This window comes from Brevundimonas sp., from assembly GCF_027487935.1.
GTDB lineage: Bacteria > Pseudomonadota > Alphaproteobacteria > Caulobacterales > Caulobacteraceae > Brevundimonas.
In genome coordinates, this window is the sequence record NZ_JAIYCP010000029.1 from 17,745 (window position 1) to 41,456 (window position 23,712).

At 67.9% G+C, this 23,712-nt stretch carries 25 protein-coding genes and 1 riboswitch; of the genes, 14 read left to right on the forward strand and 11 right to left on the reverse strand.

The genetic code is table 11. The features are described from left to right. Nucleotides 1-221 precede the first annotated feature (221 nt). Nucleotides 222-896, forward strand: a complete 675-nt coding sequence (locus Q0053_RS11005; RefSeq protein ID WP_298100067.1) for a bifunctional 4-hydroxy-2-oxoglutarate aldolase/2-dehydro-3-deoxy-phosphogluconate aldolase — start codon at nt 222-224, stop codon at nt 894-896. On the opposite strand, the gene Q0053_RS11010 is transcribed toward Q0053_RS11005, so the two are convergent. The 4 genes from Q0053_RS11010 to Q0053_RS11025 form a co-directional block, all read right to left on the reverse strand. Further along, on the reverse strand, nt 893-1,735 hold the full coding sequence (locus Q0053_RS11010) for a ribokinase (RefSeq protein WP_298100069.1): 843 nt from the start codon (nt 1,733-1,735) through the stop codon (nt 893-895). The genes Q0053_RS11005 and Q0053_RS11010 overlap by 4 nt on opposite strands. Before the next feature lie 117 nt (nt 1,736-1,852). Further along, on the reverse strand, nt 1,853-2,521 hold the full coding sequence (locus Q0053_RS11015) for an OmpW family outer membrane protein (RefSeq protein ID WP_298100071.1): 669 nt from the start codon (nt 2,519-2,521) through the stop codon (nt 1,853-1,855). Nucleotides 2,522-2,657: 136 nt separating this feature from the next. Then, nucleotides 2,658-3,590 carry a nucleoside hydrolase gene (locus Q0053_RS11020; protein WP_298100072.1) on the reverse strand — a complete coding sequence of 311 codons (933 nt, stop codon included), beginning with the start codon at nt 3,588-3,590 and terminating at the stop codon, nt 2,658-2,660. 4 nt (nt 3,591-3,594) lie between these two features. Further along, nucleotides 3,595-4,257: an aspartate/glutamate racemase family protein gene (locus Q0053_RS11025; protein WP_298100075.1), complete on the reverse strand. Its 663-nt coding sequence runs from the start codon at nt 4,255-4,257 to the stop codon at nt 3,595-3,597. Nucleotides 4,258-4,493: 236 nt separating this feature from the next. Here Q0053_RS11025 and Q0053_RS11030 point away from each other — a divergent pair, with 236 nt between their 5' ends. After that, nucleotides 4,494-5,924: an FAD/NAD(P)-binding protein gene (locus Q0053_RS11030; RefSeq protein ID WP_298100077.1), complete on the forward strand. Its 1,431-nt coding sequence runs from the start codon at nt 4,494-4,496 to the stop codon at nt 5,922-5,924. Here Q0053_RS11030 and Q0053_RS11035 read toward each other — a convergent pair. Beyond that, nucleotides 5,921-6,919, reverse strand: a complete 999-nt coding sequence (locus tag Q0053_RS11035) for a D-cysteine desulfhydrase (protein ID WP_298100079.1) — start codon at nt 6,917-6,919, stop codon at nt 5,921-5,923. The genes Q0053_RS11030 and Q0053_RS11035 overlap by 4 nt on opposite strands. A gap of 94 nt (nt 6,920-7,013) precedes the next feature. Here Q0053_RS11035 and Q0053_RS11040 point away from each other — a divergent pair, with 94 nt between their 5' ends. The 5 genes from Q0053_RS11040 (at nt 7,014) to Q0053_RS11060 (ending at nt 12,538) form a co-directional block, all read left to right on the forward strand. Continuing rightward, nucleotides 7,014-7,625: a TetR/AcrR family transcriptional regulator gene (locus Q0053_RS11040; RefSeq protein ID WP_298100081.1), complete on the forward strand. Its 612-nt coding sequence runs from the start codon at nt 7,014-7,016 to the stop codon at nt 7,623-7,625. A 27-nt stretch (nt 7,626-7,652) separates the two neighbouring features. Next, nucleotides 7,653-7,761: riboswitch (TPP riboswitch) on the forward strand. A 49-nt stretch (nt 7,762-7,810) separates the two neighbouring features. Next, nucleotides 7,811-9,832 (forward strand): phosphomethylpyrimidine synthase ThiC, encoded by a 2,022-nt coding sequence (gene thiC / locus Q0053_RS11045; RefSeq protein ID WP_298100083.1) that lies wholly within the window; start codon nt 7,811-7,813, stop codon nt 9,830-9,832. Nucleotides 9,833-9,943: 111 nt separating this feature from the next. Then, on the forward strand, nt 9,944-10,726 hold the full coding sequence (locus tag Q0053_RS11050) for a HipA family kinase (RefSeq protein WP_298100085.1): 783 nt from the start codon (nt 9,944-9,946) through the stop codon (nt 10,724-10,726). Beyond that, nucleotides 10,723-11,523, forward strand: a complete 801-nt coding sequence (locus Q0053_RS11055) for a DUF3037 domain-containing protein (protein WP_298100087.1) — start codon at nt 10,723-10,725, stop codon at nt 11,521-11,523. Before Q0053_RS11050 ends, Q0053_RS11055 begins: the two co-directional genes overlap by 4 nt. 514 nt (nt 11,524-12,037) lie before the next feature. Further along, the gene (locus Q0053_RS11060) at nt 12,038-12,538 is read left to right on the forward strand and encodes a hypothetical protein (RefSeq protein ID WP_298100089.1); all 501 of its coding nucleotides are present in this window, start codon (nt 12,038-12,040) and stop codon (nt 12,536-12,538) included. Nucleotides 12,539-12,741: 203 nt separating this feature from the next. On the opposite strand, the gene Q0053_RS11065 is transcribed toward Q0053_RS11060, so the two are convergent. Beyond that, nucleotides 12,742-13,401 carry a DsbA family oxidoreductase gene (locus Q0053_RS11065; RefSeq protein WP_298100091.1) on the reverse strand — a complete coding sequence of 220 codons (660 nt, stop codon included), beginning with the start codon at nt 13,399-13,401 and terminating at the stop codon, nt 12,742-12,744. A gap of 231 nt (nt 13,402-13,632) precedes the next feature. Beyond that, nucleotides 13,633-14,811 carry an acetyl-CoA C-acetyltransferase gene (locus Q0053_RS11070; protein WP_298100093.1) on the reverse strand — a complete coding sequence of 393 codons (1,179 nt, stop codon included), beginning with the start codon at nt 14,809-14,811 and terminating at the stop codon, nt 13,633-13,635. A 220-nt stretch (nt 14,812-15,031) separates the two neighbouring features. Between Q0053_RS11070 and Q0053_RS11075 the strand changes: the two genes are divergently transcribed. The 3 genes from Q0053_RS11075 to Q0053_RS11085 are packed head-to-tail and all read left to right on the forward strand — an operon-like array spanning nt 15,032 to nt 16,756. After that, nucleotides 15,032-15,745 carry a hemolysin III family protein gene (locus Q0053_RS11075; RefSeq protein ID WP_298100095.1) on the forward strand — a complete coding sequence of 238 codons (714 nt, stop codon included), beginning with the start codon at nt 15,032-15,034 and terminating at the stop codon, nt 15,743-15,745. A 59-nt stretch (nt 15,746-15,804) separates the two neighbouring features. Continuing rightward, nucleotides 15,805-16,404: a polyhydroxyalkanoate synthesis repressor PhaR gene (gene phaR / locus Q0053_RS11080; RefSeq protein WP_298100098.1), complete on the forward strand. Its 600-nt coding sequence runs from the start codon at nt 15,805-15,807 to the stop codon at nt 16,402-16,404. Nucleotide 16,405: 1 nt separating this feature from the next. Further along, a complete protein-coding gene (locus Q0053_RS11085; RefSeq protein WP_298100100.1) occupies nt 16,406-16,756 on the forward strand; it encodes a hypothetical protein in 351 nt (116 codons plus the stop codon). 133 nt (nt 16,757-16,889) lie between these two features. Here Q0053_RS11085 and Q0053_RS11090 read toward each other — a convergent pair whose 3' ends face one another. Both Q0053_RS11090 and Q0053_RS11095 read right to left on the reverse strand, forming a co-directional pair. After that, nucleotides 16,890-17,318, reverse strand: coding sequence for a hypothetical protein (locus tag Q0053_RS11090; RefSeq protein ID WP_298100101.1), 429 nt, complete (start codon nt 17,316-17,318; stop codon nt 16,890-16,892). 103 nt (nt 17,319-17,421) lie between these two features. Further along, on the reverse strand, nt 17,422-18,150 hold the full coding sequence (locus tag Q0053_RS11095) for a glycosyltransferase (protein WP_298100102.1): 729 nt from the start codon (nt 18,148-18,150) through the stop codon (nt 17,422-17,424). 110 nt (nt 18,151-18,260) lie between these two features. Between Q0053_RS11095 and Q0053_RS11100 the strand changes: the two genes are divergently transcribed. From Q0053_RS11100 to Q0053_RS11115, 4 genes are all read left to right on the forward strand, one after another. Then, nucleotides 18,261-19,934, forward strand: coding sequence for a glycosyltransferase family 39 protein (locus tag Q0053_RS11100; RefSeq protein ID WP_298100104.1), 1,674 nt, complete (start codon nt 18,261-18,263; stop codon nt 19,932-19,934). Then, nucleotides 19,931-20,893 (forward strand): hydroxymethylglutaryl-CoA lyase, encoded by a 963-nt coding sequence (locus Q0053_RS11105; RefSeq protein ID WP_298100106.1) that lies wholly within the window; start codon nt 19,931-19,933, stop codon nt 20,891-20,893. The genes Q0053_RS11100 and Q0053_RS11105 overlap by 4 nt, the downstream gene beginning before the upstream one ends. Nucleotides 20,894-20,897: 4 nt before the next feature. Next, nucleotides 20,898-21,140, forward strand: coding sequence for a hypothetical protein (locus tag Q0053_RS11110; protein WP_298100108.1), 243 nt, complete (start codon nt 20,898-20,900; stop codon nt 21,138-21,140). Between the two features lie 304 nt (nt 21,141-21,444). After that, nucleotides 21,445-22,662, forward strand: coding sequence for an RtcB family protein (locus tag Q0053_RS11115; RefSeq protein WP_298100110.1), 1,218 nt, complete (start codon nt 21,445-21,447; stop codon nt 22,660-22,662). 76 nt (nt 22,663-22,738) lie between these two features. Here Q0053_RS11115 and Q0053_RS11120 read toward each other — a convergent pair whose 3' ends face one another. Next, the gene (locus Q0053_RS11120; RefSeq protein WP_298100112.1) at nt 22,739-22,948 is read right to left on the reverse strand and encodes a hypothetical protein; all 210 of its coding nucleotides are present in this window, start codon (nt 22,946-22,948) and stop codon (nt 22,739-22,741) included. After that, a partial coding sequence (locus Q0053_RS11125) for an aldehyde dehydrogenase family protein (RefSeq protein WP_298100114.1) occupies nt 22,945-23,712 on the reverse strand: 768 nt, incomplete at its 5' end. The genes Q0053_RS11120 and Q0053_RS11125, both read right to left, overlap by 4 nt.

Genomic DNA, 23,712 nt, shown 5'->3' on the forward strand with positions numbered 1-23,712 from the left:
CGCCAAATGCGCTGCCGCCGTCACCGCTGGCGTCCCGACCGCCGGGTCGCCGGGGTCGAATTCTGCGACCTCTGCGGCGCGAAGCGAAAGGCGGCCTGAGCCGCCGGGCCGACCTTCGAAACACAAAGTTCCATACCGCCCCATACCGGCGCTTTCCCGGACCGCAGCGGGTGGGATAAGCATGAAGGGCTGCCGGAGCGACCGGCGGAGGAAATCAGACCATGCTCCACGACCGCCTCGCCGTTCTGAACGCCCTGGAAGCCCAGGGTGTGGCCCCGGTCTTCTACCATGCTGATCCGCAGACCTGCCTGAGTGTCATCCGCGCCTGTGCCCGCGGCGGGGCACCGGTGATCGAGTTCACCAATCGCGGCGACTTCGCCTGCGACCTGTTCGGCGACATCGCCCGCGAACTGCAGAAAACCGATCCCCACATCATCCTGGGCATCGGCTCGGTCGTCGACGCGGGCACGGCGTCGCTCTATCTCAATCGCGGCGCGCGCTTCGTGGTCAGCCCCTGCTTGCTCCCGGAGGTCGCCCGGGTCTGCAACCGTCGCATGACGGCCTATTTCCCCGGCTGCGGCTCGGTCACCGAGATCGGCCAGGCCCATGAACTGGGCTGCGAGATCGTCAAACTCTTTCCGGGTGCCAGCGTCGGCGGCCCCGACTTCGTCAAGGCCGTCATGGCCCCGATGCCCTGGACGAAGATCATGCCCACCGGCGGCGTCGATCCTGACGCGGCCAGCATCGCCAAATGGTTCGGCTCGGGCATCGTCGCCGCCGGCATGGGCTCGAAACTGGTCACCGACGCGGCCGTCAAGGCCGGCGACTGGGCCGCGATCGAGGCCAGTGTGCGCCAGACTGTCGAGGCGATCGCGGCCTTCCGGGCCGGACGCTAGGCCAGAATTTCCTCGACCTCGGCGCGCGTCGGCAGCGACGGCTGGGCCCCGGGCCGGGTCGCGGCGATCGCCCCCGCGGCACAGGCGAACCGCAGCGCGGCCTCCGGCTCCATCCCCTCCAGAAGGGCGACACAGATTGCCCCCACGAAACAGTCGCCGGCCCCGGTCGCATCGACCGCCTTAACCTTCGGCGGCGTCGCCCGGGCGATCTCGGCCCCGCGCTGGTACATGACCGCGCCACGCGCGCCCAGGGTCACGACGACGCGGCCCCCGCCCTGGTGCAGCAGATCGCCATAGAATTCCGCCTCGGTCTCATTGACCACCAGCAGGTCCGCCCTGCGCAGCAGCTGGTCCGATACCGGCGCTGCCGGGGCGAGGTTGATGCAGACGAAATCCGTTCCCCGCCCGGCCGCCGCCTCGACCGTCTCGATCGGCAGTTCCAGTTGCAGGATCAGCGGCGTCTCGATCCGCGCCGGCAGCTGCTCCGGCAGGGCCTCGTGGTTGGCCCCGGCGGCCACGACAATCTGGTTCTCGCCCCCGGGATCGACCGCGATCAGGGCCACACCGGTCGGCGCCGAGGGGTCCGTCACCACGCCGGCGACATCGACGCCGTCCGCGAGCAACAGGGCCATGGCCTCCCCTGCCATGCCGTCACGCCCGACCCGGCCGACCAAACAGACCTCCGCTCCCAGCCGCCGCGCCGCCAGCGCCTGGTTGGCACCCTTGCCGCCCGGATGCCGCGCCAGGGTCGCCCCGGTCACAGTCTCGCCCGCGCGCGGCAGGCGCGGCGCGGTGGCGACAAGATCCAGATTGATTGAACCGACGACGGTCAGCCTCAAGGCATCTCTCCCGCGTCCGGCAAGGCCGGACTGACGCCCCTCTATAGCCCGCGTGCAGGCCGGTGAGCCACACACGGAAACGCCACCGGCGATCAGGCCGGCGGCGCTCTCATCGTCCTAGAATTTGCGGCCGATTCCGACCGACACGACCAGGGGGTCGAGGTTCACATCGCTGGTCAGGGCACCGCCGTTGATCGTGGCGGTGGTGTCGAACCAGACCTTCTTGACGTCGACATTGAGGGTCCAGGGACCGGTGATGGCCACATCGGCCCCGGCCTGCAGCGCGTAGCCGAAGCCGTCCTCAAGATCGACGGTGAAGCCGTTTCTGTCCTGGCCTTCGAAGAACAGCATGTAGTTGAGCCCGGCACCGACATAGGGGCTGACGCGTGCCTCGGGCATGGGCCGGTACTGCAGGGTCACCACCGGCGGCAGGACCCAGGTTTCATGAACAGCCACATCGGTGGCCCCGCCCTGCGCCCGGATCTCATGCTGGGTCCCGCCCAGAATGGCCTCGACCGAGATGTTGTCAGTCAGGAAATAGGTGAAGCCGAGGGTCGGCATGGTGCTGTTGCCGACATCGACGTTCAGGCCCGTGTCCACCCCCGCCGAGGTGAAGATGGAATCGTCGGTGCCGCTCGAGACGTCGGTGATCCTGCCGGTGACGATCCAGTCGCCCTTGCGCGCGACTTGCCAGTCATTGGCGGTCTGGGCCGAGGCGCCGGTTGCGGCACCGGTCGCCAGCGTCATCACCGCCACAGCGGCCGCCAGCGTCATGTTCCGTTTCATCTCGTTCTTCCACGACGCGGTCCGGACGCGACATGCGACCGTTGCGGGCGTCATGGATGTCCTGGTCCTGCCTTCCAGAGGCGACCTTGCGCGAGCGCAATCCCGAACCGGAACGGCGTGCGTCAGATTGTCCGGGTCAGCGAACGGCGTCGGCGATCAGGGCAAAGATGCCGTCCGCATCCGCGGCGATCGCCCAGCGATGCGGCAGGGTTCCGGCCACGGCTTCGCGGAACTCCACCGCCGTATGGCCGCGGGTCAGGTCGCTGTCCGTCTCCACCGAGACCCGGCAGGGCTGGAGCGTGAACAGGGCCGGTTCCAGCAGCCAGGCCACCGGGCAGGGATCATGCAAAGGCGGCGCATCCCACCCCACGATCTCGCGCTCGATCCGCTGCGAGAACCGCATCATCGAGGCTGCGGCGTCCGCCATCGGCTTGCCCACGGCCTCCAGCGCCGCGATCCGCTCTCCGGTCGCCCGCACCTGATGGGTGGCGTCCAGTCCGAACAGGATGACGTCGCAGCCGGTCGCCAGCACCTCTGCTGCCGCGTCCGGATCGGCCCAGATGTTGAACTCGGCCGAGGCGGTGATGTTGCCGCCCTCCGACCGCGCCCCGCCCATCACCGCGACCGGCCCCAGCCGCCCGGCCAGCGCCGGTTCCCTGCGCAAGGCCAGCGCCAGATTGGTCAGCGGCCCCAGCACCGCCAACGCCACCGACTTCGCGGGCCGGGCCATCACCAGAGCGATGATCGCGTCCGCCGCATGCCCGTCCGCGCAGGGTGCATCCGGCTCGAACGGCGCCATGTCGCCGAGCCCCTCGGCGCCGTGGAACTCGCCCGCCCCCGCCGGCTCGCGCCGTAGCGGCCGGTCGGCCCCCATGAACACCGGCACGTCCTCACGCCCGGCAATCTGCCTCAGGATCCGCGCATTCCGCGCCGTCTTCACCACCGGCACATTGCCGCCCACGGCGGTGATCGCCAGCAGCTCGAACGCCTCCGAACCGAAGGCGAGCATCAGGGCCACGGCGTCGTCCACGCCGGGATCACAGTCGATGATGAGGGCCTGTCGGGTCACCCGCCTATCCGCACCGCGCCACACACGCCGCCGCCAGCACCTCGGCCGAATCCACCAGCGGCACGGACACGTCCTGCGCCGACAGCAGCAGCGGAACCTCGGTGCAGCCGGCGATCACCGCCTCGGCTCCGCCCGCGACCAGCAGGGCGGCCAGACGGCGCATCTCGGTGCGCGGGGCCTCACCGAGGTCGCCGCGCTTCACCGCATAGACGCAGGCCATAAAGGCTTCTCGCGCCGCCCCGCTCAGGCGCACGATCCTGGCCCCCTTGCCCTGCAGGGCCTTGGTGTAGAGGGCCTCGCCGCCCGGCGTGGCCAGGACGCCGATCTTTTTCGCCCCGCCCGCGGTCGCCGCCTCGGTGGTCTCGGCGATCATGTCGATGAAGGGCAGGCCGACCTTGCGGATCCCCGCCGCCTGGGCGTGGGCGGTGTTGCACGGCATGGCCAGGACCTGGGCCCCGGCGTCGCGCAGCCGCATGGCCATCTGGCCCAGGGTCTTCTCGGCCGCATCGGGCTGGCGGTTGCGGTCCGGCACCTGCGGATTGATGTCGGCGAGGATGCGGATGTGGTCCTGATCGCCCTCGGCCGGCGTCAGGGCCTGCACCCGCGCCAGAAAGGCCACGGTGGCGGCCGGTCCCATGCCGCCCAGAACGCCCAGAACCTTGCTCATTGTACGCCTCAACTACTCGCCGCCCTGCCGGGCGAACGTTCAGCCGCCCTTATGCGCGGAAACGACAGAGAAACGCCAATACAGACCGGTCTCAATGCCGATTGGCCGTGTCCGGTCGTTCCGCAAATCCCGGCGCTCGATCATGCGACACCTTGATCCTGTTCGGCGGCCGGCTTGTGGGCGGACGGCACGCTGGCTAGCGTGATGACCCAGCGGTGCGAGAGGAACAAGACCGGGTGACACGGCCGACCGAAATCGAGACCGACTATCTGGTCGTGGGCAGCGGGGCGGTGGGCCTGGCCTTCGCCGACACACTGCTGACCGAAAGCGACGCCCGGATCACCATTGTCGACCGGCACGGCAAGCCGGGGGGACACTGGAATGACGCCTATGCCTTCGTGACCCTTCACCAGCCCTCGGCCTTCTACGGCGTCAACTCCATGCCGCTGGGGTCGGGCCTCAAGGATACCCACGGGCTCAATGCCGGCCTGTATGAACTGGCCTCCGGCCCGGAGGTCTGCGGCTATTTCGATGCCGTGATGCGACAAAGGCTGCTGGCCAGCGGCCGGGTCGATTATTATCCGATGACGGATTATCGCGGGGAAGGACGGCTGGTCTCTCTGCTGAGCGGAGCAGAGACCCGGGTCGAGGTACGTCGCAAGACGGTCGACGCGACCTGGTTCGGCACCTCGGTTCCTTCCACCCACACGCCGGCCTTTACGGTCGCCGAAGGGGTGCGTCTGGTGCCGCCCAATGCCCTGCCGCATCTGGCGCAGTCGGGGAGCCCTGTACCGGATCGCTATGTGATCCTCGGGGCGGGCAAGACCGCCATGGACGTCGGGCTCTGGCTGATCGGCGCGGGCGTGCCCGCCGACCGCATCACCTGGGTCCGGCCGCGCGAGTCCTGGCTGCTCAACCGGCTCTGCACCCAGCCGGGTGAGGAATTCTTCCACGACTCGATCGGGGCCCAGGCCCGCGCCTTTGAGGCGTTCGCCACGGCACCCTCGGCCGATGCCCTTTTTGAACAGCTGGAAGCGGCCGGCAATATGCTGCGGATCGACCCGTCCGTCCGGCCACAGATGTTCCACTATGCGACGGTCTCGGCCGGTGAGGTCGAGGTGCTGCGTCGCATCACCGATGTCATCCGCCAGGGTCGCGTCCGGGCCATCGAGGCCGGAGGCCTGCGGCTCGAGGCGGGCTTCGTCCCGGTCGCGGCGGGGGCACTGTACGTCGACTGTACCGCCTCGGCGGTCACGCGCCGTCCGGCGGTGCCGGTCTTCGACGGCGACCGCATCACCCTGCAGATGATCCGGATGCCCGCCCCGACCTTCAGCGCCGCACTGGCCGCCTGGATCGAGGTCCATATCGCCGATGAGGCCCGCCGCAACGAACTGTGCACCCCCTGCCCCCTGCCCGATACGGTCGCCGACTATCCGCAGACCGAGCTGGCCAATCTGCGCAACCAGCTGATCTGGTCGTCCGAGCCCGAACTGCGCCGATGGATCCGCGACAGCCGCCTCGACGGCTTCGGCAAGGTCGCCCGGGCGGTGACTCCGGACCAGACCGACCGGATGGCGGTCCTCACGGCCCTGCGCGACCGGGCCTGGCCGGCGGCGGCCAATCTGCAGCGGCTCGCCGGGCTGTCGGTGGACGCCCCTCCGGCCTAGAGGGCGGCCTCGAACTCGCCCTGGTACCCGAACAGCCCCTGGGCCCCGCCGGTGTGCAGGAAGACCAGGGTCTCGTTCTCGAACCGGCCCGCCTTCGCCAGGGCGATCAGCCCCTTCATCGCCTTGCCCGTATAGACCGGGTCCAGCACGATCGCGTCGGTGCGCGCCGCCAGCACAAGGGCGTCGATCACCGCCTGGTCGATCAGGCCATAGCCCTCGCCGACATAGTCGCAGTCGGCCACCACCATCTCCGGCGTCACCGCCCCCGGCCGCCCCAGCAAGGTCGCCGTCTCACGCGCCAGTTTCAGGACATTCTCTTCCTGTTTGGCCTTCGGAGCCCGCACGCCGATGCCCAGCACCGGAATGTCCGCCCCCATCACCGCCAGCCCGGCGACAAGCCCGGCATGGGTCCCGGCGCTGCCGGTCGCGGTGATGATCCGGTCGACCTGCATATCCAGCTCGTCAGCCTGGACCACGATCTCGCGGGCGCAGTCGACATAGCCCAGGGCTCCGACCGGGTTCGAGCCGCCGCCCGGGATGATATAGGGCTTGCCGCCGCGCGCGATGACCTCGGCCGCCGTCTTCTCCAGCTCGGCCGGCATGTCCGAGCCGCCCGGCACGGTGCGGATGCCCGCGCCGAACAGCCGGTCCATCAGGACATTGCCGTTGCGGGTGTAGTCGATCGCCTTCGACCCCGTCCGCTCTTCCAGAATCACCTCGCAGGCCAGGCCGTGGGCCGCCGCCGCCGCCGCCGTCTGGCGCACATGGTTCGACTGCACCGCCCCCTGGGTCACCAGCGTGTCCGCTCCGCATTCGAAGGCGTCGCCCAGCAGGAACTCCAGCTTGCGGGTCTTGTTGCCGCCGCCGGCCAGGCCCGTGCAGTCGTCGCGCTTGATCCAGATCTCCACCCCCAGCGCCTCGCTCAGTCGCGGCAGGGGCTCCAGCGGGGTCGGCAGATGCGCCAGGCGGATGCGGGGAAAGCGGGCGAGGTGCATCGATCGGACTCCTTCGGGACCGCCCCCGTTAGCACTGCACGGGCCATCGGGCGACCGCTTGCCGACTCAGGCCGGCTGGCCCGATGCTGCACCCATGGCCGAATCGCCCGCCCGCATGCGCAGCCGCCCCGCCACCGAGGCCCTCATCGTCGAGGCCGGTGAGCGTATCCTGCTGCGTGACGGCTTCCCCGGCCTCAATGTCCAGACCCTGGCGGCCGAGGCCGGCTGCGACCGAAAACTGGTCTATCGCTATTTCGACGGGGCCGACGGCGTCGTCACCCGCATCGCCGGCCGTGCCCATGCCGAGCTGGTCCGCACCCTCGACGCCACGCCCCCGGCCGGTTCCGAGACCCTGCGCGCCTTCGCCCGCGAGAGCCTGTCGGCCTGGCTCGGCGCCCTGCGCGCCAGCCCCCTGACCCTGCGGCTCATGGCCTGGGCCCTCGTTGAGGCCTCGCCCCTGCTCAACCGCATCGAGGACGAACGGTCCGCCGTGCTCCAGGCCTGGATGCGCGAGCGCCGCCCCCGCCTGCGCCTGCCCCCGGCCGGCGACGCCGTGGCCATCAATGCCGTCCTGCTGGCCGCGGTCCAGCACCTGGCCCTGACCGGCGAGGCCCGCCCGGGCACCGGCGGCGTGGCCCTGGACGAGGCCGGCTGGGCCCGGATCGAGGGCGCCCTCGACGCCCTGCTGGCTGCCTTCCCCGATTGAACCGCGCCGCCTGACGGCCTAGGGTCCTCCCGTTCTCCGGGGGGTCGCAGGTCAGCGGCTGAGATTGGCGTAGTCGCCTGACCCGTCGAACCTGATCCGGGTCATGCCGGCGAAGGGATGGGAACGGGCGGCCACCATGCCCGCAGACCGTTTCCATCGTCGGCGCCCTCACCACAGAGGCCGCCATGAACATTCTCGTCACCCCGCCCAAAGCGTCCGAGGCTCAAGCAGCGAGCGATAGCCTCCCGCTTAAAGACGCCCGCGAGCAGGTGATGAAGGAGACCGGCACCATCCCGACCGGCGAACGCGCCGGGTCGAGGAAGGTCTATGTCGCGGGCGAACTCTACCCCGACATCCGCGTGCCGTTCCGCGAAGTGGCGGTGCATCCCAGCGCCAATGAGCCGCCGGTGACCATCTATGACTCCTCGGGCCCCTATACCGACCCGTCGGTCACCATCGACATCACCAGGGGCCTGCCCCTGGTCAAATCCAGCTGGCAGCTGGACCGCGGCGACATCGCCCCGGTGCTGAACCCGCGCGAGGTCAAGCCCGAGGACAACGGCCACGCCAGCGGCAAGAACCTGGCCCCCCGTTTCGACACCAGCCGCCACAAGGTCTTCAAGGGCGTCGAGGGCCGCCCGGTCACGCAATACGAATACGCGAAAGCCGGGATCATCACGCCCGAGATGGAATATGTGGCCATTCGGGAGAACCTGAGGCGGGAGCAGGGTGTGGGGGGTGGGGTGTCGGGTGTGGGGGGGCCGCGCCATGTCACCCTGGCCGACGGTTCGACCGTGCCTCTTCCCCACACCCCACACCCCACACCCCACCCCCTCCCCCGCGACGGCGAATCCTTCGGGGCCTCCATCCCCGACTATGTCACCCCCGAGTTCGTGCGTCAGGAGATCGCCCGCGGCCGGGCCATCATCCCGCACAACATCAACCACCCCGAGGTCGAGCCGATGATCATCGGCCGGAACTTCCTGGTGAAGATCAACGCCAACATCGGCAACTCGGCGGTCCTGTCGAGCGTGGACGACGAGGTCGACAAACTGGTCTGGGCCACCCGCTGGGGCGCCGACAATGTCATGGACCTGTCGACCGGCCGGAACATCCACAACATCCGTGACTGGATCATCCGGAACTCATCGGTCCCCATCGGGACCGTGCCGATCTACCAGGCGCTGGAAAAGGTGAACGGCGTCGCCGAGGACCTGACCTGGGAGGTGTTCCGCGACACATTGATCGAACAGGCCGAACAGGGCGTCGACTATTTCACCATCCACGCCGGCGTCCGCCTGCCCTTCGTGCCGATGACCGCCAAACGCGTCACCGGCATCGTCTCACGCGGCGGCTCCATCATGGCCAAATGGTGCCTGTCGCATCACCGCGAGAGCTTCCTCTATGAGCATTTCGAGGACATCTGCGACATCATGCGGGCCTATGATGTGTCATTCAGCCTCGGCGACGGCCTGCGCCCCGGCTCCATCGCCGACGCCAATGACGAGGCCCAGTTCGCCGAACTGCGCACCCTCGGCGAGCTGACGAAGATCGCCTGGGCCAAGGGCTGCCAGGTCATGATCGAGGGCCCCGGCCATGTGCCGATGCACAAGATCAAGGCCAATATGGATGAGCAGCTGAAATGGTGCCACGAGGCGCCCTTCTATACGCTCGGCCCCCTGACCACCGACATCGCGCCCGGCTATGACCACATCACCAGTGCCATCGGCGCGGCCATGATCGGCTGGTTCGGCACGGCGATGCTCTGCTACGTCACGCCCAAGGAACATCTGGGCCTGCCCGACCGTCAGGACGTCAAGGACGGCGTCATCACCTACAAGATCGCCGCCCACGCCGCCGACCTCGCCAAGGGCCACCCGGCCGCGCGCCTGCACGACGACGCCCTGAGCCGCGCCCGGTTCGAGTTCCGCTGGGAAGACCAGTTCAACCTCGGCCTCGACCCCGAGACGGCCCGCAAATACCACGACGAGACCCTGCCGAAAGAGGCCCACAAGACGGCCCATTTCTGCAGCATGTGTGGACCGAAATTCTGCTCGATGAAGATCAGCCAGGACATCCGCCGGGACGCGGCGGCGCAGAACGACGCGGGCGGTTCGCTGCTGGACGCCGCCACGGCCGAGGCCGGGATGGCGGAGATGAGCGCGAAGTTTCGGGCGGGGGGCGGGGTGGTGGAGGTCAAGGTTTGAGGGGCGGTGTTTGCGACAGTGGCCTCAATTGCATACCGTCGATCACTCACAATCGCGGACAGTTAGATGCTATTGGCTGGGCGAAGATGGCAACCACGCAGTCTGGATCGGGTGGTTGATACTTATCGGACCAGCACTCGAGTCTCTCTGATTGAGACAGATGTTGGTCTTGCGTACGTGAAAGGCATGGGGAACCCCGCCGGCTTGGGCAGCTTGGTGTCGGAGGTCGTCTGCGCAGAACTCGGCGGCTGGTACGGGCTGGAAGTCCCTGATTTTGCCGTGGTGAACGTGGACGACTTGGAAATCCCGTTTGATCATGGGAAACGCGTACTACGAGGTCCTGCGTTCGCTTCGCGGAAAATCGAAATCCGAACGGCCGATGGAACCGACTACTATCTCCAGAGGCTTAGAAAGCCAGAAGCGCTGGCGAAGCTTGTGCTCTTCGACACTTGGGTCCGAAATGCGGACCGCTGCCCTCCCTTGGATGCGTTGGACCCCGACCCGAGATATGAGAATCTCGTCTTCAAGCCCATACCTCGGGGCTATGACCTAGTAGCTCTGGATCACACCCACTGCTTTACAGACGGGGACTTGGCTACTGACATTGGAGACCCGGCGATCACCTATGATGATCGCATTTACGGCTTCTTTCCGGAGTTCGGCCCATTCATCGACGATGCTGGCCTGCACGAGGCGGCTGCGCGGTTGAGCCTAATTGACGACGACTTTGTGAGCGATGTAGTCCGCTCGGTGCCGCGTGAATGGGGGCTGACAGACGCGGAGCGGCAACGACTTGCGACTACAATTTCAGAGCGTGCTCGTCACGTCTCAAGAAATGCGCCAAGATTGTTGGCGAGCCAAATCGGACTGGACTTTTCGGAAGGAGGAGAATGATGCGACACGCCGGCTATTATGCTCTCCTTCAGTACAGCCCTGTACCCGAGCGGCAGGAATTTCTGAACTTCGGCATCTTCCTAGCTGTCCCCGAGTTGGACTTCGCTGAAGTGGCTGTCGCCAATGGTAGCGCTCGGATGGAGCGGATCTTTGCTGGCATTCCCAAGTCCCGCTTCGAGGACGAGAAGCGTGGTTTTGGAAACCGGATCAAGCTTGAGTATGCGCGCAAGCGGTCACTTATCTCACTGGAAGAGTTATCCCATAAGCTCGCCAATGATTTCAGGATTTCGGAGCTTCGCTCGGTGGCGGTCGATAATCCGTCCCAAGAACTCCGGCGGCTGTTTTCTATACTCGTCGGCGATGAGGAGCCAAAGAGACGAGAAAAACGCATTTCGGCGAAGATACGAGAAGCCTTTGTTTCTAGGCGCATTGTGCAATATTTAGAAAATCCACCCACTGTTGATATTCCTGAAGCAGGCGTTCAGATAAACGCACCGTTTGGATACCAGAACGGAGCGTATAATCTTATCGATGGAGTCAGGATCTCAGGGAACCCCTCGGAAGATATGCGAGAAACGGGCAGGCGCGCCATTGAAGGCGGACTGCTCTGGAAACACTACGAAAACTCTCTGCACAAGAAGCGCTTGGTGGTTGTCGGGGATTTTTCGAGGCACGAAGATAAATTCTACCATGCTGTTGGCGATCTTCTGGCCGAGAACAACGTACGACTTTATCGTCTCGACAGCCTCGACCCTCTGATCGACGACATCAAAGACAACGCGTCACTGCATAGCTGAGCTCGGACGGCTGAGCACTGAGCTGCAGCGCTCAGAGCTGGCGACTGATCCCCCGCAACGCCTCCTCAGACACCCCCGCCGGCTGCCCGCCAGAGATCAGTCCCTTCCCCTCCACCACCACGGCGGGCACGCCGGTGATCCCGCGCGAGACCCACAGCGCCTCCGCCGCCCGCTCGCACCCCTTGTCATCCCGGAAGCCGCGCAGCGGCTATCCGGGACGGGACGCCATCCACCTTCACCCCCCGCCCGGAAGGCGCACCGCGCCTGTCCGGGCGACAGGTCAGGGCCGCACCGCGTGGCTCCCGGCTCAGCCCTGACGGGCTGTCCGGGAGGGCATGGAGGGGGCATGCACCGTCCCGTCCCGGCTCTGCGCCGCTGCGCGGCTTGGCCGGGATGACAAAGAGGCTCTGCGCCGCTGCGCGGCTTGGCCGGGATGACAAGGGGGGATCACCCCTCCGTCCAAATCTGACGCACCCCCCGTCTATCCTCCCCGCCGATCAGAAGGGAGGACCCCATGCCCGACGGCGCACCCGCCAGCCCCGCCAACGGCCATCGCCCCGCGCCCGACGCGGTCTGGGCCCAGGTGCGCGACGACTATCTGGCCGGAATCTCCGCCCCGGAATGCTGCCGGCGTCACGGCGTCGGGCTGACCGCGCTGCGCAAGCGGGCGGCCAGCGAGGGCTGGCGGCGCGCCGACCAGCCGTGGACGGTGCCGGTCCGGCTGGACCCTTGGGACGAGGGCGTGCTGCTGGAGGAAAGGGTCGCCGGCGACCTTGACCAGATCGAGATGCAAGAGCTCGAATGGATCGCCGACCGGCGGATGATGCGGGCCGTCCTGCGCGGCGACGCCGCCGAGGCCCTGCGCTGGCGCCGGGTGTTCACCTTCCTCGCGGCCCACGCCCGGGAGATCGAGCGGCTGGTCGCTGCGGAAGAGGCCATGGGACGCGTCCGCCGGGAAGCGCACGATGTGAACGGTGTGAACGGTGTGAACGGTGTTTCCGGACCGGGCGCGTGAGCGTCGGCTCAGCCCGCATCTTCTCCCCTTCCCCTCGACGGGGTGGAGGCGGGTCGCCGAAGGCGGACCGACGACGGGTCGGGGGATGGGGTGAGGGCACGCTGCGTCCGGAATTTGCGCGGGAGGCGTCAGTGCCCTTCAGCGCGCGCCCTCAGACAGCCTGCCTGCACCCCCTCCCAACCCTCCCCCGTCGAGGGGGAGGGCTATGTGCTGGCCATCTGCCTGAGCGCCTGCTCGAACACCGCCGCCGGCTGGCCGCCCGAGATCAGCCATTTCCCCTCGACCACCACGGCGGGCACGCTGTTGATGCCGCGCGAGACCCACAGGGCCTCCGCCGCCCGCACCTCGGCGGCATGGAGGTCGCCGGACAGGACCTCGACGGCCTTCGCCCGGTCCAGCCCCGCCGCCTCAGCCGCGTCGGCCAGCACATCGGCGTCGGGCAGGGCCCGGCCGTCGGTGAAATGGGTGCGGAACAGCGCCTCTTTCAGCGCCCTCTGTTCGCCCGGTCCGACCGTCCCGGCCCAGTGCAGCAGCCGGTGGGCGTCGAAGGTGTTCCAGATGCGGCTGTCGGGGCCCATCTGCATCCGGAACCCCGGCCAGGCCTCAGCCGCGCGTTCGGTGATCATGGCCCGGTTGGCGGCCGACTGTTCGGGGGTCGAGCCGTATTTGCGGGCGATATGCTCGCCGATGTTTTCCCCTTCGGGGGGCATCTGCGGGTTCAACTCGAACGGCTGGAAATGCACCTGGGCCGTGATGCCCTCGGCCTTGAGCGTCTCAAGGGCGGTTTCCAGCCCGCCCAGCCCGACGACGCACCAGGGGCAGACGATGTCGGAGACGAAGTCGATATGCAGGGTCCTGGGCATGGGGCGGGTCTCCGAGGTGGTTGGTCATATGGGGCCGGGGACGGTCGTTTCATCACAACGGACACAACGAGGGCACGACGGGGCCGGCGGGGCCGCGGCTGCCGTCAGGCAGACGCAAGAGATCGATTGCGGGCAAGGGCCCGCGATAAGCGGTCTCAGGCGCGCTCCCGTCGTGTTCGTTGTGCCCTTCGTCGTGTCCGTTGTGATGAACCAGCCGGCCCCCCATCCGGCTCAGTCCCGCGCGACGCACATCGCCACGCCCATGCCGCCGCCGATGCAGAGGGTGGCGAGGCCTTTCTTCGCGCCGCGCCGCTTCATCTCATGCAGCAGGGTCGTCAGGATGCGGCCGCCCGAGGCGCCGATGGGGTGGCCGATGGCGATGGCGCCGCCGTTGACGTTGACCTTGTCCGGGTCGAGGCCCAGCTCGCGCAGGACGCACAGGCTCTGGGCCGCAAAGGCCTCGTTGGACTCGACCAGATCGAGGTCGGCCACGGTCCAGCCGGCCTTCTCCAGCGCCTTTTTCGAGGCCGGGATCGGGCCGGTGCCCATGATCGCCGGATCGACCCCCGCCGTGGCCGAGGAGACGATCCGGGCCAGGGGGGTCAGTCCCCGGGCCCTGGCATCGGCCGCGCTCATCAGCACCAGGGCTGCGGCGCCGTCATTGAGGCCCGAGGCATTGGCGGCGGTGACGCTGCCCTCCTTGGTGAAGGCGGGCTTGAGCCCCTGCATGGCCTCAAGCGTCGCGCCGTGACGGATGAACTCGTCCTTGTCGACGACAGTGTCGCCCTTGCGGCCCTTGATCGTGACCGGGGCGATCTCGTCGTCGAACCGGCCCGCCTCCTGCGCCGCCTCGGCCTTGTTCTGGCTGGCCACGGCGAAGGCGTCCTGGTCGGCACGGCTGATGTGGAAGGTGTCGGCGATGTTCTCGGCGGTCTGGCCCATGTGATAGCCGTTGAAGGCGTCCCACAGGCCGTCGCTGATCATGGTGTCGACCAGTTTGATGTCGCCCATCTTCTGGCCGGTGCGCAGGGCCTGGGCGTGCGGGGCCTGGCTCATGCTCTCCTGACCGCCGGCGACGACGATGCGGGCGTCACCCAGCGCGATCTGCTGGGCCCCGATGGCCACGGCGCGCAGGCCCGAGCCGCAGATCTGGTTCAGGCTCCAGGCCGCGGCCTCCTTGCGGATGCCGGCCCCCATGGCCGCCTGACGGGCCGGGCCCTGCCCTGCCGCCGCCTGCAGCACATGGCCGAGGATGACCTCATCGACCTCTTCGGGCGAGACCCCGGCCCGTTCCAGTGCCGCCCGGATGGCGACCTCGCCCAGGGCGGAAGCCGGCAGGCTGGACAGGGCCCCGAGGAAGGACCCGACCGGCGTGCGCGCGGCGGAAACGATGACGACTTCAATGGACATGCCGGTACCCCTCAAGCCGACCGCGGGCGAGGGAGCGCCCGGGCCGGGAAAAACAAAACCTCTACGCCGGTCCCGGGCGTTAGGTTGCGCGAAACGAGTCGTGCCGTTTTTGCCGCATCCCGCCGCCTTCGTCACCCATGACGACGACGTTCAGCGAATGGTCACCGGCCCTGGGGCATGGTGGCCGGAACAAACGGAGCGAGAAAGGCTTGATGGGGCCATGCTCAAGAGTCTGAGAGACGTGCTGGTGCGGGTTTCCGTTCCTGATGAACAGGACATGGAAGAGCACTACCGGACCCCGGCGGAGAAGACCGCCGACCTGATCGTCCATGTGGTCGGCCTGACCCTGGCCGCCGTGGGCGGCATCGTCCTGGCCGTGCTGGCCGCCATCTATTCCGGCATCGGAGCCGTGGTCGCCACCGCCGCCTATGCCCTGTGCCTGATCCTCATGCTGACGGTCTCGGCCCTCTACAACCAGGCCCATCCGGGTGCCGCCCGGCCGCTGCTGAGGCGGATGGACGAGGCGGCCATCTTTCTGATGATCGCCGGCAGCTATACCCCCTTCACCACCCAGAGGTTCGAAGGGGCCTGGTCGATCGGCTTCACCGTCCTGGTCTGGGCGGTGGCGCTGGGCGGGGTGGCGGTCAAGCTGGTGGCGCCGCGCATCTCGGATACCTTCTGGAGCCTGGTCTATCTCGGTTTCAGCTGGCTGGCGCTCGCCGCCGCCAAGCCCCTGATCGACACCGTCCATCCGGTTGCGCTGGGCCTGCTGGTGCTGGGCGGGCTGATCTATACCGCCGGCGTCTTCGTCTTCATCAGCCCGACGGTGAAATTCCGCCGCGCCATCTGGCACGGCTTCGTCGTCACCGGTGCCACCGTCCACTGGGCCGCGGTGCTGGTCGGCGTGGTCCTGGCCCCTGCGGCGATGGGCTGATTTGCATGCGGCTTCGCACTGCGGGATAGTGCGGCAGTGCAACAGGTCAGGGGTTTGGCGTGGCGGACAAGAAGGCCGGAGCGGGCGACACCGTCGTCATCAAGAAATACGCCAACCGGCGGCTCTACAACACCGCCACCAGCGCCTATGTGACGCTCGAAGACCTGGCCCGGATGGTCCGCGAGGGCACGGAATTCGTGGTCTTCGACGCCAAGTCCAATGACGACCTGACCCGCCAGATCCTGACCCAGATCATCTTCGAGGAAGAGAGCCGCGGCGAGGCCCTGCTGCCGGTCCAGTTCCTGCGCCAGCTGATCGGCTTCTACGGCGGTCAGATGCAGGGCGTCCTGCCCTCCTATCTGGAGATGTCGCTCGACAGCTTCAGCCGCCAGCAGGAGCAGATGCGCGGCCAGTTCTCCAAGGCCTTTGGCGCAACCCCCGGTGCCGGGATCCTCGATGAGGCGGTCAAGCGCAACATGGCGCTGTTCACCGATGCGATGAAGATGTGGCCCGGCTTCAACGCCCTGACGCCGGGCGGACCCGCCGCGGGCGCGGCACCGCCGCCGCAGGCCGCGCCGGCCGCCGACCCCCTGGACGAGATGCGCCGCCAGATGGACGAGATGCGCAGCCAGCTCGACAAGCTGTCGAAGGGCGGCTGACATGACCGACGAGGTCCGCCCCGTCGGTCCCGTACAGCGCCGTGCCGACCGCCGCAGCGATGAACGGCGCGCCGCGGAACGCCGGGCCGGCTCTGCATCGCGGGCCCTGGTCCTGACGGATATCCCGGCCGAGACTGCCGAGCCCCCGGCAAGACCTGCCCCGACCCCGCGCAGGGATGCCGGCGCGGCTGTCTTTGCCGCCCAGATGATTGGACAGACCGGACAGCGCCGCGGCCTCAAGGGCGGCCCGCCGGTGCTGGACGCGGCCCGCTCCACCTACCTCGGCACGGAACACACGGGGGCCGCCGAGCGCCGCCCGCGACCGGGCAAGGCGAAGGACACCGACGTCTGAGGCCACGGCACGGTCCTTGCTGAACGAAAGGTTTAAAGCCTCGTTCGGGACCATCGCCATGCTGACCATCCTCACCCGCACCATCGACATCACCGTCGTGGCGCTGATCTTCGTCGCCTTTTCCTGAGCCCGGTCAGGTACCGCCGGCGAAGTCCAGGTCCTTGCGGGCCGAGATGATGGTGACGATGAAGCCGGCCAGAACGTCCAGCATGACCATGGTCAGGATCAGGAAGAAGGTCGAGGTCGCGAACCCCTTGAACAGGAGGAAGGCGACCAGGCAGAAGACAAACAGGATCAGCGACAGGGCGTGGTTGACGATCGCCACCTTCTGACTCGATGTCGATTTCAGCAGTTCGAAGAACAGCAGGATCAGCGACAGGAAGAGGATCAGGTCCCCTGTGCCGACGTTCCAGGCCGTGCCCGAGACCATCGGAATCGAGAACAGCGGATCTCCCAGCGCCACTTCGGCTGCGGCGACCCCGCCGGAGCCCAGGACCCCGAACCCGATGATGATGGCGTAGATCACCACGGGGATGAACAGCAGAGGGATGGCGAGCAGCATGGCGGGCTCCATCGACGTACGGCCGCGAAACAGCCGCGCTTGTTAACGATGCTTACCCCGGTTCGATCCAAACGGCTACGCCCGCTCGCCCGGCAGGCGAAAGTCAGAATTCGCTGATCGCGCCGGGCTTGCGGGACCGCGACTTCAACCAGATCACGCCGAGCAGGTCCGACAGCGAGGCCATCAGCCGCCCCCAGTTGGTGTATTTCGACCGCCCTGTCTCGCGGTGACGGTGATCCACGTCGAGATAGAGGTTCTGATAGCCTTCACGGATCATCAGGGCCGGCAGATAGCGGTGGATGTGATCGAAATAGGGGAGGCGCAGAAAGATGTCCCGCCGGAACGCTTTCAGCCCGCAGCCCGTGTCGTCGGCGTCGTCGCCCAGCAGTCTGCGACGGATGCGGTTGGCCCACAGCGAGGCCTGCCGCTTGGCGCCGGAATCCTGGCGCTTGGCCCGAACGCCACCGACGAGGCCCACCGAGGGCGGTGAGGCGGCCAGCAGATCGGCCAGTTTCGGGGCGTCCGCCGGCGGATTCTGGCCGTCCCCGTCGAGGGTCACCACGATCGCGCCGCGCGCCGCCAGCACGCCGGTGCGAACCGCCCGGCTCTGGCCGGCGTTCGAGCCGTGGCTGAGCACGCGCAGGGCCGGCAGTTCGGTCATCAGCCCCCGAAGCTCGGCCAGGGTGCCGTCCCGCGACGCGTCGTCGACAAAGACCATCTCATAGGCGCGACCCTCGAAGGCGGCTGCGATCTCGCGCGCCAGTGGGCCGGCCGCGCCCTGTTCGTCATGCACCGGGACGACGACGGAGATATCGGGGATCATGTCCTTCATCCACGCTGTCTAGCCGGTTTCCACGCCGGACGGGAGATGGTGCCGACCTATGCCGCGAGCCGCCGCCCAAACCATGACGCATGGTGAAAGGTCGTGTTAGGACGATGCACATGATGGCTTCCGATCTCGACCGATTCATCGCCGGCTGGCGCGGACCGCTGCTCGCAGCCCTCGTGGCCTTGCTGGCCGGCCTGCCCGCACTGATGTTGCTGCCGCCGCTGGATCGGGACGAGAGCCGCTACGCCCAGGCCACGTCGCAGATGCTCGAGACCGGCGACTATGTCGATATCCGCTTCCAGGACGACCCGCGCTGGAAGAAGCCGGTCGGCATCTACTGGATGCAGGCGGCGGCCGTCGCGGTGACCTCCAGTGTCGAGAATCGCGACATCGCCCCCTATCGCATCCCGTCCATCCTCGGGGCCATGCTGGCCGCCGCCGCCTGTGCCTGGGCCGGGGCCGCCATGTTCGGCCAGAGGGCGGGATTCCTGGCCGGAGCCATGCTCGGGGCCAGTTTCCTGCTGTCGACCGAGGCGGGGATCGCCAAGACGGACGCCATGCTTTGCGGTGCCGTCACGCTCGCCATGGCTGGATTGGCCCGGATCTATCTGGCCTCCCGGGCGGGCGAAGTCCCGATCCGGCCCCACAAGCTGATGTTCTGGCTGGGGCTGGGGCTGTCGATCCTGATCAAGGGACCGATCGGCCTGATCGTCGTGGTGCCCGCCATGATCGCCCTTTCGGTCTGGGACCGGGACGCCCGCTGGCTGAAGCGACTGGGCTGGGGCTGGGGCCTGCCGCTGGTGGCCCTGATCGTCGGCCCCTGGGCCATCGCCATCACCATAGCGACCGACGGCGGCTTCTGGACCGAGGCCATCGGAGGCGATCTGGCTCCCAAGATCGCGGGCGGTGACGAGGGCCACGGCGTCTTCCCGGGCTTCTATCTGCTGATCGCGCCCCTGCTGTTCTTCCCGGCCACCCTGATGCTGCCGGCGGCGCTGTCCACGGGCTGGAGCCGGCGCGCCGAACCGGCCATCCGCTTCCTGATCTGCTGGCTGGTGCCGGCCTGGCTGATCTTCGAGCTGACCCCGACGAAGCTGCCCCACTACAATCTGCCGACCTTCGGTGCCCTGGCCCTGCTGGCTGCAGCCGCCCTGACCCGACCCGTCGGCAAGCTGTCGCGCCAGGTCGGGGCCGGTCTGACGATCGCGGTCGGCGCCCTGCTGGCTGTCGGTTCGGTCTGGCTGCTGACCGAATATGGCCGCTCCACAGCCCAGACCTGGGCGACCATGACCATTGTGTTCGCCATTCTGGCCAGTCTTATCGGGGCCTTCCTGATGCTGCACCGGGCCGCGATGACCGCGGTCATCGCCTCGATCGTCCTCGGGGTTCTGGCCCACGGAGCCCTCGCCGGCACCCTGCGACAGCTGCGCCCCCTGTCGGTCGCCCCGCAGCTGGAGAAGGTTCTGCTGAACGCCAACCTGCACCCGCGTCAGGGCCGGGCCGGGCCGATCGCCGTCACGGGTTTTCATGAGCCCAGCCTGGTCTTTCTGACCGGGCGCGACACCGAGCTGACGGACGCCGCCGGGGCGGCGCGCGCCCTGGCCGAGGGCCGTCCGGTCATCGTGGAGGCCCGCGACGCCGACGCCTTCCGCGAAGCCGCCGCAGACCTGGGCGTCGCCGGCCGGGCCGTCGGCGTGGTCAACGGCCATAACTATTCCAAGGGCGATGACGTCAGCCTGACGGTCTATGCCCCACCCGGCGCGCCGCCGGCGGAGCCGCGACCTTGAGCCGTCCCATAACCATCGTCGAGGTCGGTCCGCGCGACGGCCTGCAGAACGAGACGACCATCCTCGACCCGGCCGTCCGCGCCGAACTGGTCAACCGGCTGGAAGCCGCCGGGGCGCGGCGTATCGAGGCCGTCAGCTTCGTCCATCCGAAATATGTGCCCCAGATGGCCGGAGCCGAAGCGGTCATGGCCGCCCTGCCCCACGCCGCGGGTCGCAGCCGCATCGGACTGGTCCTGAACGGCAAGGGCTATGACCGGGCCCTGGGCACGACCGTCGACGAGGTCAATGTGGCCCTGTCTGCCACCGACGGGTTCGGCCTGAAGAACCAGGGTCTGACGGTCGACCAGCAGGTGCAGATGCTGGCCGACATCATCGCGGGCCGCGCCAATGCCGCCCCTCCACCGCCTTCGGCGGTCCCCCTTCCCCTTTCAGGGGGAGGAAATGGCCAACCGGGCGCGACGCCCGCTCTGTCCGCCACCCTGTCCTGCGTCTGGGGCTGTCCGTTCGACGGCGAGGTTTCGGACGGTCAGGTCGCCGATCTGGTCGGGCGGATCGCCGCGCTGGGCGTCACGGAGATCGCCCTGGCCGACACCATCGGGGCCGGTGATCCCTGGGCCGTGACCCGCAAGGTCGAGGCCGCCCGCGCCGCCGCACCGGACGCCGTCCTGCGGCTGCATTTCCACGACACCCGCAACACCGGCCTGGCCAATGCCTATGCCGGGATCGAGGCGGGGGTCAGTGTGCTGGACGCCTCGGTCGGCGGCATCGGCGGCTGTCCGTTCGCGCCGGGGGCCACCGGCAATATCGCGACCGAGGACCTGGTCTATATGCTGGAGCGGGCGGGTTATTCGACCGGCTATGATCTCGATGCCCTGATCAAGACGGCCCGCTGGATCGGCGAGAAGATCGGCCGCCCGGCGCCGAGCGCGTTGAGCCGGGCGGGCGGGTGGCCGAAGTAGCGCCATGACCGAACTTCAAATCGGCGAAGAGTACGATCGACAGGCCCTGCGGCGTTTGAAGGACGCCCTGCGAAAAGCCGGAGCAAAGCGCGTCGGCTCTTTCCGGGGCGTATTCGGTTCGCAGGAAATCTCCAATGCAACCTTTTCGGTCGCCAACGGCCGGCTGCGAGTGGAGGTCGAGACGTATGTCGGAATCACCGTCTCTGGAGATGACGAAGCGATCGAAGCCTTGAGCCGCCATCTCTGACCCAGACGGAACAGGGTTGGCGGAAAAAGGCTGGCGCGGGCGAATGATTTCGCATATCAGCGCCTTCCCGAAAACGAGACGACCATGTCCACCTATTGCTTCAATGCGAGCCTGCCCATGTCGCTCGACCGCCAGCCGGTCGAGGGCAAAGGCGCGTGCGCGGAGGGAGCATAGGAGAACAGCCGGTCACATCGACTTCGGTTTTCCAGCAACCCCTCCCGCCACCGGCCGGAGGGGTTTCTTGTATCCGCAAGACGCCTGACGGTCGGTCCGGGAGGATCAGACAGAGAAGGAGACGTCAGCCATGTCTGGCTATGACGTGATCGAAAGCCCGGGCGCGCCGATCAAGGCGTGGACCCGGGGGGTGCCCATCGAGGATGCGGCGCTGAAGCAGCTGAAGAACGTGGCCTCGCTGCCGTTCATCCACAAACACGTCGCGGTCATGCCCGACGTGCACTGGGGCATGGGCGCGACCGTGGGGTCGGTGATCCCGACCGTGGGGGCCATTATCCCGGCCGCCGTGGGCGTGGACATCGGCTGCGGCATGATGGCGGTGCGGACCTCGATCCGCGCCGAACACCTGCCGGACGACCTGTCGGGCATCCGCTCCGCCATCGAGGCGGCCGTTCCGCACGGCCGGACCGACAACGGCGGGCGCAACGACAAGGGCGCCTGGGCCGGCGAGCCGCCGGCCTCGGCGGTCACCCGCTGGGGCGAGCTGAAGGCCGGCTACGACGCCGTGGTCGAGGCCCACCCGAAGGCGGCGCACCCGCGTGGCTTCGGCCATCTGGGGACGCTGGGCACGGGCAACCACTTCATCGAGCTTTGCCTAGATGAGGCGGGAGACGTGTGGGTGATGCTGCACTCCGGTTCCCGGGGCGTGGGCAACCGGTTCGGGACCTATTTCATCGAACGGGCCAAGCACGAGATGCGCCGTTGGCACATCAACCTGCCGGATCAGGACCTGGCCTATTTCCCGGAAGGGACGGACGGCTTTGTCGACTATGTCCGGGCGGTGTCGTGGGCGCAGAAATACGCGCGCGCCAACCGCGAGGTGATGATGGACAGCGTCCTGACCGTGCTGCGCGCGTTCTGGCCGGATCTGGAGACGACGCAGGAAGCGGTGAACTGCCACCACAACTACGTCTCGAAGGAGCGCCATTTCGGCAAGGACGTGTTCCTGACCCGGAAGGGCGCGGTGTCCGCCAGGCTGGATGAGCTGGGCATCATCCCCGGCTCGATGGGGGCGAAGTCCTTCATCGTGCGCGGCAAGGGCAATGCAGACTCGTTCTGCACCTGCTCGCACGGCGCCGGTCGGGCGATGAGCCGGACCGAGGCCAAGCGGCGCTTCACGGTGGAGGATCACATCCGCGCCACCGAAGGCGTCGAATGCCGCAAGGACGCCGAGGTGATCGACGAAACGCCGATGGCCTACAAGGACATCGACGCGGTCATCGCGGCCCAGACCGACCTGATCGAGGTCGTGCACACCCTGCGTCAGGTGGTGTGCGTCAAGGGATGACGGGAGCCGGTTTCGCGTGAGCGGAGCCGGCTTTCGTCGTTCGGACGGCGCTTTTCAGCAACTGCTCAGGCTTTGCTCATGTCGCTCGTGCGAGCAGGTCCCGTCCCGCTTTGGTCCAGGACCCGCAGCGACCGCCGTCGTAGTCGACCAGCCCTTCAACAGCCAGAATCCGCAGCGCGTTTTGACCGGCGGCCATGGAGAGCGTGTCCAACTCATCGCCGACAGTGAGGTATTGATCGGCCATCGCGGCCAACGCCTTCAAGACTTTATCGTCGCGCTCGCTCACAGGTTCAGCAGCGCCGGGTCGCCGCCCTGGGCGGAGATGTTGTTGCTGATGGCTTTCTCGGACGCGTAGCGGATCAGGCTCCAGGGGCCGCCCGCCTTGGGGCCGGTGCCGCTGAGGCCCTCGCCGCCGAAGGGCTGGACGCCGACCACCGCGCCGATGATTGAGCGGTTGATGTAGACGTTGCCGGCCGGGACCAGGCGGGCGACTTCCTCGGCGAAGGCCTCGATCCGGCTGTGGACGCCCAGGGTCAGGCCGTAGCCGCGGGCGGCCAGTTTCGACGCCGTCTCCTTCAGCTTCGACGGTTCGTAGCGGCAGATGTGCAGGATCGGGCCGAAGACCTCGCGCTCCAGATAGTCGGGGGTGGGGATCTCGGCGATGGTCGGGGCGAACAGGTGGCCCTTGTCGGCACCGGCGGGCAGGTCGGCGCGGGCGATGATCTTCGCGTCGCCTTCGAGGCGCTTCAGGTGGGCCTCGAGCATCCCCTTGGCATCGGCGTCGATGACCGGGCCGATGTCGGTGGCGGGGTCGGTCGGATCGCCCACGACCTGGGCGGCGAGCGCGCCCTTCAGCCCCTCGATCAGGGCGTCGGCGGCGTCATGCGGGACATAGAGCAGGCGCAGGGCCGAGCAGCGCTGACCGGATGAGCCGAAGGCCGACAGGATGACGTCGTCGATGATCTGTTCCTTCAGCGCCGTGGTGTCGACGAACATGCCGTTCAGGCCGCCGGTCTCGGCGATGAAGGGGATGATGGCGCCAGGCCGGGC

What these genes read in the sequence shown, in the direction of transcription:
- Q0053_RS11005 (WP_298100067.1), top strand. Translation starts at nt 222, where the DNA reads ATGCTCCACGACCGCCTCGCCGTTCTGAACGCCCTGGAAGCCCAGGGT.
- Q0053_RS11015 (WP_298100071.1), bottom strand. Translation starts at nt 2,521, where the DNA reads ATGAAACGGAACATGACGCTGGCGGCCGCTGTGGCGGTGATGACGCTG.
- Q0053_RS11025 (WP_298100075.1), bottom strand. Translation starts at nt 4,257, where the DNA reads ATGAGCAAGGTTCTGGGCGTTCTGGGCGGCATGGGACCGGCCGCCACC.
- Q0053_RS11035 (WP_298100079.1), bottom strand. Translation starts at nt 6,919, where the DNA reads ATGCACCTCGCCCGCTTTCCCCGCATCCGCCTGGCGCATCTGCCGACC.
- Q0053_RS11040 (WP_298100081.1), top strand. Translation starts at nt 7,014, where the DNA reads ATGGCCGAATCGCCCGCCCGCATGCGCAGCCGCCCCGCCACCGAGGCC.
- thiC (WP_298100083.1), top strand. Translation starts at nt 7,811, where the DNA reads ATGAACATTCTCGTCACCCCGCCCAAAGCGTCCGAGGCTCAAGCAGCG.
- Q0053_RS11055 (WP_298100087.1), top strand. Translation starts at nt 10,723, where the DNA reads ATGATGCGACACGCCGGCTATTATGCTCTCCTTCAGTACAGCCCTGTA.
- Q0053_RS11060 (WP_298100089.1), top strand. Translation starts at nt 12,038, where the DNA reads ATGCCCGACGGCGCACCCGCCAGCCCCGCCAACGGCCATCGCCCCGCG.
- Q0053_RS11065 (WP_298100091.1), bottom strand. Translation starts at nt 13,401, where the DNA reads ATGCCCAGGACCCTGCATATCGACTTCGTCTCCGACATCGTCTGCCCC.
- Q0053_RS11070 (WP_298100093.1), bottom strand. Translation starts at nt 14,811, where the DNA reads ATGTCCATTGAAGTCGTCATCGTTTCCGCCGCGCGCACGCCGGTCGGG.
- Q0053_RS11075 (WP_298100095.1), top strand. Translation starts at nt 15,032, where the DNA reads ATGCTCAAGAGTCTGAGAGACGTGCTGGTGCGGGTTTCCGTTCCTGAT.
- Q0053_RS11085 (WP_298100100.1), top strand. Translation starts at nt 16,406, where the DNA reads ATGACCGACGAGGTCCGCCCCGTCGGTCCCGTACAGCGCCGTGCCGAC.
- Q0053_RS11090 (WP_298100101.1), bottom strand. Translation starts at nt 17,318, where the DNA reads ATGCTGCTCGCCATCCCTCTGCTGTTCATCCCCGTGGTGATCTACGCC.
- Q0053_RS11095 (WP_298100102.1), bottom strand. Translation starts at nt 18,150, where the DNA reads ATGAAGGACATGATCCCCGATATCTCCGTCGTCGTCCCGGTGCATGAC.
- Q0053_RS11100 (WP_298100104.1), top strand. Translation starts at nt 18,261, where the DNA reads ATGATGGCTTCCGATCTCGACCGATTCATCGCCGGCTGGCGCGGACCG.
- Q0053_RS11110 (WP_298100108.1), top strand. Translation starts at nt 20,898, where the DNA reads ATGACCGAACTTCAAATCGGCGAAGAGTACGATCGACAGGCCCTGCGG.
- Q0053_RS11115 (WP_298100110.1), top strand. Translation starts at nt 21,445, where the DNA reads ATGTCTGGCTATGACGTGATCGAAAGCCCGGGCGCGCCGATCAAGGCG.